The sequence below is a fragment of the Thermolongibacillus altinsuensis genome, assembly GCF_004341205.1.
Classification (GTDB): Bacteria; Bacillota; Bacilli; order Bacillales; family Anoxybacillaceae; genus Thermolongibacillus; species Thermolongibacillus altinsuensis.
This window is the reverse complement of the sequence record NZ_SLUL01000011.1, coordinates 85,473-92,860: the sequence shown is the minus strand read 5'-3', so window position 1 is coordinate 92,860 and position 7,388 is coordinate 85,473. Positions and strand designations below refer to the sequence as shown.

At 41.6% G+C, this 7,388-nt stretch carries 8 protein-coding genes and 1 tRNA gene; 1 reads left to right on the top strand and 8 read right to left on the bottom strand.

Annotated elements, in window-relative coordinates:
- Positions 1 to 118: 118 nt before the first annotated feature.
- A tRNA-Arg gene (locus EDD69_RS10890) sits at positions 119 to 190 on the bottom strand.
- 212 nt (positions 191 to 402) lie between these two features.
- On the opposite strand from EDD69_RS10890, the gene clpP reads away from it, so the two are divergent.
- Positions 403 to 993 carry an ATP-dependent Clp endopeptidase proteolytic subunit ClpP gene (clpP, locus tag EDD69_RS10885; protein ID WP_132948985.1) on the top strand — a complete coding sequence of 197 codons (591 nt, stop codon included), beginning with the start codon at positions 403 to 405 and terminating at the stop codon, positions 991 to 993.
- A gap of 50 nt (positions 994 to 1,043) precedes the next feature.
- On the opposite strand, the gene EDD69_RS10880 is transcribed toward clpP, so the two are convergent.
- The 7 genes from EDD69_RS10880 to EDD69_RS10850 all read right to left on the bottom strand — a co-directional run bounded on the left by EDD69_RS10880 (position 1,044) and on the right by EDD69_RS10850 (position 7,381).
- Positions 1,044 to 1,310, bottom strand: coding sequence for an HPr family phosphocarrier protein (locus EDD69_RS10880; protein ID WP_132948984.1), 267 nt, complete (start codon positions 1,308 to 1,310; stop codon positions 1,044 to 1,046).
- Positions 1,311 to 1,336: 26 nt separating this feature from the next.
- Positions 1,337 to 2,296 carry a DNA-binding protein WhiA gene (gene whiA, locus EDD69_RS10875; protein ID WP_132948983.1) on the bottom strand — a complete coding sequence of 320 codons (960 nt, stop codon included), beginning with the start codon at positions 2,294 to 2,296 and terminating at the stop codon, positions 1,337 to 1,339.
- 26 nt (positions 2,297 to 2,322) lie between these two features.
- Positions 2,323 to 3,282, bottom strand: coding sequence for a gluconeogenesis factor YvcK family protein (locus tag EDD69_RS10870; RefSeq protein ID WP_132948982.1), 960 nt, complete (start codon positions 3,280 to 3,282; stop codon positions 2,323 to 2,325).
- Positions 3,279 to 4,169, bottom strand: coding sequence for an RNase adapter RapZ (rapZ, locus tag EDD69_RS10865; protein ID WP_132948981.1), 891 nt, complete (start codon positions 4,167 to 4,169; stop codon positions 3,279 to 3,281). The genes EDD69_RS10870 and rapZ overlap by 4 nt, the downstream gene beginning before the upstream one ends.
- Before the next feature lie 21 nt (positions 4,170 to 4,190).
- Positions 4,191 to 4,649: an NUDIX hydrolase gene (locus tag EDD69_RS10860; RefSeq protein ID WP_132948980.1), complete on the bottom strand. Its 459-nt coding sequence runs from the start codon at positions 4,647 to 4,649 to the stop codon at positions 4,191 to 4,193.
- 231 nt (positions 4,650 to 4,880) lie between these two features.
- A complete protein-coding gene (gene trxB / locus EDD69_RS10855) occupies positions 4,881 to 5,828 on the bottom strand; it encodes a thioredoxin-disulfide reductase (protein ID WP_132948979.1) in 948 nt (315 codons plus the stop codon).
- A 95-nt stretch (positions 5,829 to 5,923) separates the two neighbouring features.
- Positions 5,924 to 7,381: a tetratricopeptide repeat protein gene (locus EDD69_RS10850; RefSeq protein ID WP_132948978.1), complete on the bottom strand. Its 1,458-nt coding sequence runs from the start codon at positions 7,379 to 7,381 to the stop codon at positions 5,924 to 5,926.
- Positions 7,382 to 7,388: the final 7 nt, after the last annotated feature.

The window sequence follows — 7,388 nt, the reverse complement described above, 5'->3', positions numbered from 1 at the left end:
ATTTCCTTGACACTGACAAAGCCCAATCAACTATGATTGATGAAGCTGATGAGAGGGTCTTTTTAAACACTGTCTACTTGACAGGGATATGTCCATGTTGCAAGCAGGTCTTTTTTAACGCCCTCGGCAGGATTCGAACCCACGCTAAGAGAACCGGAATCTCTCGTGCTATCCACTACACTACGAGGGCATATAGAATGAATGCACCTATCATTATAGAAGAGGAAAAGAAAAATTGCAAGCAAAATGGCGTTTAAAATTTAGGAAAGGGGAAACGATGAAAGAAGGGATGAAGCAGTGGAGTCACGAATAAACATAAAGGAAGGTCTTTTATTTGACCTTTATTGACCATTTTTGTATCATAAAAGTACATACAGTTATTTTAAAAAAGGAGGAAATGGCATGAATTTAATCCCTACAGTTATTGAACAAACGAGTCGTGGTGAACGCGCATATGACATTTATTCACGTTTATTAAAAGACCGCATCATCATTCTTGGTAGCCCGATCGATGATCATGTTGCAAACTCGATCGTTTCCCAGCTTTTATTTTTAGCAGCAGAAGATCCAGAAAAGGACATCTCGCTCTACATTAACAGCCCAGGTGGTTCCATTACTGCAGGAATGGCGATTTATGACACAATGCAATTTATTAAACCAGATGTATCAACCATTTGTATCGGAATGGCTGCATCAATGGGAGCATTCTTGCTTGCTGCAGGAGCAAAAGGAAAACGTTTTGCATTGCCAAACAGCGAAATTATGATTCATCAACCTCTTGGCGGCGTGCAAGGTCAAGCAACTGAAATCGAAATCGCTGCAAAACGTATTCTCTTCTTGCGCGATAAATTAAATCGCATCCTTGCTGAAAACACAGGTCAACCAATCGAAGTAATCGAGCGCGATACAGACCGCGATAACTTTATGACAGCGGAACGCGCGAAAGAATATGGCATTATCGACCGCATTTTAACTCGCGTTGACGAGAAATGATAAAAATTCATGCAAAAGGACGATCTCTGCGGAGACCGTCCTTTTTAACTTCAATGACTCTTATCTTCTTGTTGAACATATTTCACTAATGTATCAAGCGCTTCTTGTTCATCTGGACCATCGGCAATGATCGTGATGACCGAACCAGAACTAATCGCTAAGCTCATCAGCCCCATAATGCTTTTCGCATTCACTTTTTTCCCGTTTTTCTCAATGTAAATATCTGAACTGAAACGGTTTGCCTCCTGCACAAATAATGCAGCTGGGCGCGCTTGTAACCCTGTTTTTAACAACACTTCTACTTGCTTTTCGACCATCATGCATTCCTCCTTATCTGTCTTCTCTATAAAGATTTATGAAAATCGATCGGCTGACCTGCTCGGAGTCGTTCGGCAATTTCATCGATTTTACGCAAGCGATGGTTAATGCCAGATTTGCTAATTTTCCCTGAAACCATTTCACCTAATTCTTTTAATGTCACATCTTGATAAGCGATGCGCAGTTTCGCAATTTCGCGCAATTTTTCAGGCAATGAATCCAATCCGATCGTTTCGTCAATATAACGAATGTTTTCCACTTGGCGAAGAGCTGCGCCAATCGTTTTATTTAAGTTGGCTGTTTCGCAATTGACGAGACGATTAACGGAATTGCGCATATCGCGTACAATGCGCACATCTTCAAAACGAAGCAACGCTTGATGCGCTCCGATAATATTTAAAAACTCCGCAATTTTTTCAGCTTCTTTTAAGTACGTAATAAAGCCTTTTTTTCGCTCGAGCGTTCTCGCATTCAAATAAAAAGCCGTGTTCATTAATTCACATAGTGATTCGTTATGTTCGCGATAGAGCGAAAAAATTTCTAAATGGTACGAGGATGTCTCTGGATTATTGACTGAACCGCCTGCAAGAAAAGCACCGCGCAAATAAGAACGTTTGCAGCATTTCTTTTTTACTAAATCAGCCGAGATTACACGAATAAACGAAAAACCTTCTCCGATGATCTTTAAATCTTCTAACAGCTCACGCGTCCCTTCAACGACGCGAACAACATACACGTTATTCTTCTTTAACCGCATTTTTTTGCGGACGAGCAATTCAACTGTGACCTCGTATCCCTTTTTAATTAATGTATAAATTCGCCTTGCGATCGCTGCGTTTTCTGTTTGGATATCGAGCAAAAGGCGTCGATTGGAAAACGAAAGCGATCCATTCATTCGAATCAGCGCAGATAGTTCCGCCTTTAGGCAGCATGGTTTCACTTCAATGTTTGTTAACTCTTTTTTTGTTTCGGATGCAAAAGACAACCCGTTCCACCTCCAATCTTCCGTCATCAGTATAGCGAAGGAGGTGTTAAAAGCGAAATAAGCAATGCGGCAATTTTTTTCGTATCATGGCGAAGGGTTCCGCCTTGGTCGCTGACAAGCGAATCACAAATGACATGAAGACCTAACTCTTTTAAGCGCTCCGTATCACAAACAACTGGAGCTGCTAGTTCTTTTGCATACCGTTCCTTTGTCGACGGCAGAATAGGCTCATTATTCACAATAATCGTATCTAAAAAGGCGCATTGAAGATGATCATACAACGCCTTCACGTGATCGCTTGCCGTATAATTTAATGTTTCCCCCGCTTGCGTCATGACATTGCATACATATATTTTTTTCGCTTTTGATTTACATACCTCTTCGCCAATTTTTGGAACTAACAAATTTGGCAAAATGCTCGTGTATAAACTGCCCGGACCAATCACAATTAAATCGGCAGAGCGAAGTTCATCAATCGTTTCCTCTAGCGGTTCGATGTGATCCGGTGTAAGAAACACGCGCTTAATCCTTTTTCCCGAATACGGAATTTTGGATTCACCTGAAACAATCGTTCCATCTTCCATTTCGGCGTGCAACACGACGCTTTGATTCGCCGCTGGCAACACCTTTCCACGCACATTCAATACTTTGCCCATTTCGCGAATGGCGTGAACGAAATCACCTGTAATCGATGTCATCGCCGCTAAAATTAAATTTCCAAGCGAATGGCCGGATAACCCATTTCCATTTTGAAAGCGATGTTGAAACAGCTCAACGATCAGCGGCTCTACATCCGAAAGGGCCGCTAGCACGTTGCGAATATCTCCTGGCGGCGGAATGTCTAACTCATCGCGCAGGCGTCCTGAGCTCCCGCCATCGTCAGCAACGGTGACGATGGCTGTTAAATCAACATCATATTCTTTCAACCCGCGCAACAAAACGGGCAGCCCCGTTCCTCCACCAATCACCACAATTTTCTTTTTCATTGATGTTTTTCCTTTCTTCTATCGATGTCTCGATGCGAAACATGTGTTTTATACTCTTTCGCAAAATAACGTCCAATATACTCAGCTAATGTAACGGAGCGATGCTGTCCACCTGTACAGCCGATCGCAATGACAAGCTGGCTTTTTCCTTCGCGTTTATAATGCGGAAGCATAAACGATAACAAATCGATTAATTTTTCGAGAAACTTTTGCGTTTCATTCCACTTTAACACATAAGAGGAAACTTCTTCATCCAATCCCGTCTTTGGACGCATATGTTCAATATAGTGCGGATTCGGCAAAAAGCGAACGTCAAAAACGAGATCGGCATCAATCGGAATCCCATATTTAAAGCCAAATGATACGACATTGACCGTAAACGTCTCGTTGGCATGCGTTGCAAATTGTTGAATAATTTTTTCGCGCAATTCACGCGGTTTCAAATCCGATGTATCAAAAATAATTTGTGCCCGTCCTTTTAATTCTTCAAGCAGTTCTCGCTCTAATTTAATTCCTTCAAGCGGCAACCCATTCGGGGCTAGCGGATGTGAACGTCTCGTTTCTTTATAACGGGTGACAAGCGTCGCATCTTTTGCATCTAAAAACAAAATTTGCGGCGTCACCCAAGATGTTTCTGCCAATTCATCCAGCGCTGTAAACAAGCTGTCGAAAAAGTCACGGCTGCGCAAATCCATCACAAGCGCTACTTTATTCATCTTATTTCCTGATTCTTTTATTAATTCAAGAAACTTCGGCAAAAGCGTGGGCGGCAAATTATCGACACAAAAATAGCCTAAATCTTCAAAGCTTTGCATCGCTACCGTTTTTCCTGCTCCTGACATCCCCGTAATAATGACCATTTGAATGTCTGTCGAACCAGTGCTCATCATTCCCACTCCCTTCCCTTATTAGCTGGGATCTAGTCGATAAGACAACAACTCAAAATCCTCTGTATACGTGAATGTTCCATAAATGACACCTGTTCCTTTAATGACGTAATCTAATATATGATAATCACCTGGCGCCATTGGCAGTCGATGAATGTCATTGATCGAATGCCACGCTAACTCGCCTTCCTCACATTGTAATACGTTTTCGCCGTCAAATTGTTCCGCAAAAAACGTAAACATCATCCATTCCGAAACCACTTCTGCCCCATTTTTCATGACAAACGTAAATACGCCTTTTAATTGTGGGTTTTTTAAATAAATTCCTGTTTCTTCACGATATTCACGAATGCACGCTTCGCGTACCGACTCACCCGGTTCCATCTTTCCTCCTGGCGCTACCCACCAACCGCGACGAGGTTTTTTGAGAAGAAGTACTTTTCCGTCTTTTACTAACACACAGTTCGTCACTCGTTGCAACGTATTCACCTCAAAATCCGGTTTTTTTCATTATACTATTTCTTACAAAACGCCACAAAGAATAATTTTTGAAACGTTTTCATTTTACAAAAAACACAAAAAAGAAGCACGGGAGATGCGCCCGTGCCAAAAACATGTATATATTAAAAGGGGGTCAATTACTTACTTTTATCATAATTCATCACTATTTCAATGATGTTACAGTTGAATTAAAGCTGTATTACGTTTTCATTACTTAATATTAAGCTTTTCCTTTAACTCTTCTACATAATGTTGCGCGCTTTGTGCGGCAATGCTTCCATCTCCTGTCGCTGTCACGATTTGGCGGAGAGACTTTTCGCGTACATCGCCTGCAGCAAAAATCCCCGGAATTTTCGTTTCCATTAATTCATTTGTTTCAATATAACCATTTTCATTCGTAATTCCTAACGAAGCAAACGGTTTAGATAGGGGCACCATGCCAATATAAATAAATACACCGTCGCACGGGAATTCACGCTCTTCGCCTGTTTTCGTGCTAACAAGCGTGACGCTGCCGACGCGACCGTCTTTCTCATTGATTTGTTTCACCGTATGACTCCAAATAAAATCAATTTTTTCATTTGCGAATGCGCGTTGCTGTAAGATTTTTTGTGCGCGCAATTCATCGCGGCGATGAACGATCGTTACTTTATTCGCAAAACGAGTTAAATATACGCCTTCTTCTACCGCAGAATCTCCGCCGCCGACGACCACTAAATTTTTCCCTTTGAAGAAAGCACCATCACAAACCGCGCAGTAAGAAACACCGCGTCCCCCTAATTCTTTCTCTCCAGGCACACCAAGCTTTTTGTACTCTGCCCCTGTTGCAATGATGACAGCGCGAGCTTTATATTCTTTATTGCTCGTCACAACCGTCTTATATTCTTCTCCATCAATCAATTCCTTTACATCGCCATAAGCATATTCGGCACCAAACTTTTTCGCATGTTCAAACATTCTTGTTGCAAGTTCTGGCCCGAGAATATGCTCATATCCCGGATAGTTTTCCACGTCCTCCGTATTGGCCATTTGCCCGCCCGGAACGCCGCGTTCAATCATAAGCGTAGATAAATTTGCTCGTGACGTATAAACAGCAGCCGTCATTCCGGCAGGCCCCGCCCCGATAATAATGACATCATAAATTTTTTCCTCTGACACGCTTTTCCACCCCTTCTTAATTCGGTTGCATTCTTTTTTATCGTTTCCCCACTTCTATCGTAATACAACAGTGGAAAGAGCGTCCATTAACTTGCTCATTGCCATATTTTTTTCACAATACGTCCATATTTTCGTAACGTTGCTGGCGAAACAGCGTATTTTTCTGCCATTTGTTGCTGCGTTGCACGTTCGCCCTTTTCTTTCCGCCAAACGTACTCAACCGCAGCAGCCCAAGCGGAATGATTCGTCAATGGACATTGTTCTGTCAACGCTTTTTGATAAAGGAAAAACCATGTGACGTATAAATCCTCATGTTGAAAATCATTTTTTTGCGCGAGCAAATCGACGATGGCATACCCATCCGAAATATAGCGCGGCAATGTATTCAAATCGCTTCCCATCAAATAATCAACAAACTGGCGCAAAAGAGAATGAGACCATTTTTGTCCTTCGATTGGCCATTCAGATTTTTGCAACGATTTACTCATTAAATATAAGCCATAAAAAATTTGAGCTGTATTATTGCCGCTTAGTAAAGATTGAATATGTTGAATCGTTCGTTCTCGATAAAGCCAAGGCTCGCTCCCTTTTTTATCCGGATGAATAGAAACTAATTTCTTCCACATTGTTTCCGCTAACGATCGATACCCCATATGATAAGCGGCGTAAGCAAACCAATAGTAAAATGGAGCGTCTCCATCAAAGCCGGCTTTGTATAATTGACGAAGCCACTTAAACGCCAAATCATAGCGGCCGACAAGCGCAAATGTCACTCCTAATTTGTAGCGATGCTCGAATGACATCGGATGCACTTTTTGCAACGTTTGAAGAAGCTGAACTAATTGCTGCTCCTCATGCAAATAGTAGGAAAAGACAACTTGATTACAAAGCGCATGCAAATTGCCTGGATTGTGCTGCAAAATATAGTGAATTAACGCTTTGGCCTTTTTCACTTCCCCTTTATAAAAATGGGCAAGCGCCAGATTGTTATAGGCAGACCAATGCTCTGGATAGCGTTCAACCATTTCGTTTAGTAAAGCGATCGCTTCTGTAAATTCCCCTTTTTCAAGCAACAATCGCGCTTGTTCTTGCTTCATTAATATATCATCGGAATCAAACCATTGTTCGTCTTCGTCCTCTTGCTCAATCGTTAATATTTCCAAAAGATCCTCTGTATGCTCAACAAACTCTCCGTCTGGCTCCCGTTCCATATATAGCTCCGCATATTTCATGGCTTCGCGAAATAACCCTAAATGAGCGTAATTGTTCGCAATAAAATAAAAGCATTCATTCATATCTTCATCAATATTTTCTACAATGTTTAAAAGCAGCTCATTCGATGCTTGATACTCTCCTAATTCCCCTAAAACAATCGCCAATTGGCATAAAAAAATCGCTTGCTTCGGCTCTAAATGAACAGCACGCTGCAAATATTTTTTCGCTTTATGCAAATCGCGCCGGCGATAAAATGATAATCCTTTTGTAAAGTAATACGTTCCATCTTGAATAAACGGGATAATTTTCCCCATTTCTTGTTTAATATGTTTCTCCATTGAGCCC

Bases quoted from the DNA above. Each gene is read 5' to 3' on its own strand.
- clpP (WP_132948985.1), top strand. From the start codon at position 403: ATGAATTTAATCCCTACAGTTATTGAACAAACGAGTCGTGGTGAACGC.
- rapZ (WP_132948981.1), bottom strand. From the start codon at position 4,169: ATGAGCACTGGTTCGACAGACATTCAAATGGTCATTATTACGGGGATG.
- EDD69_RS10870 (WP_132948982.1), bottom strand. From the start codon at position 3,282: ATGAAAAAGAAAATTGTGGTGATTGGTGGAGGAACGGGGCTGCCCGTT.
- EDD69_RS10880 (WP_132948984.1), bottom strand. From the start codon at position 1,310: ATGGTCGAAAAGCAAGTAGAAGTGTTGTTAAAAACAGGGTTACAAGCG.
- EDD69_RS10850 (WP_132948978.1), bottom strand. From the start codon at position 7,381: ATGGAGAAACATATTAAACAAGAAATGGGGAAAATTATCCCGTTTATT.